1 protein-coding gene is annotated in these 1,539 nt (G+C 73.4%); it reads left to right on the top strand.

Features of this window, described 5'->3' with window-relative positions:
- Positions 1-81: 81 nt before the first annotated feature.
- Positions 82-1,272, top strand: a complete 1,191-nt coding sequence (locus FF041_RS36925) for an amidohydrolase (protein ID WP_153527111.1) — start codon at positions 82-84, stop codon at positions 1,270-1,272.
- Positions 1,273-1,539: the final 267 nt, after the last annotated feature.

The following is a 1,539-nucleotide window of genomic DNA, read 5'->3' as shown; positions in this document are numbered from 1 at the left end:
GGCCCGCCCGGACCTGACCGTCCGGTCTCCCTCCCCCCCCGCCGACCACCACCGAGAACGAACCGAGGAGTTCACCGGCTCATGGCCCCGCACACCCCCCTCCTGTTCACCGCCGTCCGCACTGAGGACGGACGCGTCCGCGACCTTCTGGTCTCCGATGGGCGGATCGCCGCGTACGACCCGGCCGAGCCGCCCGCCGACTGCGTGACCGTGGACGCCGCGGGGGCGCTCGCGCTGCCCTCGCCCGTCGACGCGCATATCCATCCGGATAAGACGACCTGGGGCGGTCCCTGGCTGAGCCGGGAGCCCGCGCACTCGCTCCGCGACCTCATCGAGGGCGATGTACGGGCCAGGTCCCGTATCCCCGCCGCCGTCGGGGAGCGGGCCGGCGCGCTGATGGACCACGCCGTCGCCCGGGGCACCCGCGCCATGCGCGCCCATGTCGACGTCGCCCCGGTGCACGGGCTCTCCGGCGTCCGGGGCGTCCGGGCCGCCGCCGACGCCCGGAGGCATCTCCTCGACGTCCAGATCGTCGCCTTCCCCCAGCTCGGTCTGATCAGCGAACCCGGCACCGCCGAACTCCTCGAACAGGCCCTTTCCGAGGGGGCCGACATCCTCGGCGGCCTCGACCCGCTGGGCATCGACGGGGATATGCACGGTCAGCTGGACTTCCTCTTCGCGACGGCCCTCGCCCGGAACGTGCCCCTCGACATCCATCTGCACGACGGAGGGGCCGGCGGGCTGCGCCAGGTCGCCGAGATCGCCCGCCGTACGGTCGCGGCGGAGCTGCGGGGCAGGGTCACCCTGAGCCATGTGTTCTGCCTCGCCGACCTCGACGGCGACGAACTGGCCCGTACCGCGGAGCTGCTGGCCGAGGCCGGTATCTCCCTCACGACCTGTGCGCTGGGCGCCGACCCCGTCCTGCCCACCGCGTCGCTCACCGGCCACGGGGTGCTGGTCGCGGCGGGATCCGACGGGGTACGCGACGCCTGGAGCCCGTTCGGCGACGGTGACATGATCGCCCGCGCCCATCTGCTGGCCTATCGCACCGACGCCCGCACCGACGCCGAACTCGCCGCCTGCTACCGCCTGGTGGCCCACGGCGGCGCGGCGCTGCTCGGCCTGCCCGGATCCCGGCTCGCGATCGGCGACCCGGCCGACTTCGTGCTGCTGGCCGCCGGATCGGTCGCCGAGGCCGTGGTGGACCGGCCGGCGCCGCGCCTGGTGGTACGGGCGGGCCGGGTCGTCGCCAGGGACGGGCGGCTCGTCTGACCTCGCCTGGGCCCCGCCGGGGGACGGCGGGGCCCTGTGGCGTGATCCCGATGCCGCCGTGGCCGATCGGAGGCCGGGGTGAACCCGTCTCCTCCCCTGCGCGTGTCCCTAGGAGACATGGACCGTGAGGCCGAGCGGACGGCGGGGAACATGGCGATCAGAGATGTTGTTTTCGTCCAGTTCAGCGATCGATTACTGACCCCGATCGACATCATGCGGCGTTACTACCGCTATGCGTACAGCGCCATGCCCGGGTATGTTCTGCCG

The organism is Streptomyces jumonjinensis (assembly GCF_009600885.1).
In the GTDB taxonomy this organism is placed as follows: domain Bacteria; phylum Actinomycetota; class Actinomycetes; order Streptomycetales; family Streptomycetaceae; genus Streptomyces; species Streptomyces jumonjinensis.
Note: the sequence above shows the minus strand (reverse complement) of the source record. Positions and strands in the feature narration are given on the sequence as shown.

Coding starts and splice junctions, on each gene's coding strand:
- FF041_RS36925 (WP_153527111.1), top strand. CDS start 82: ATGGCCCCGCACACCCCCCTCCTGTTCACCGCCGTCCGCACTGAGGAC.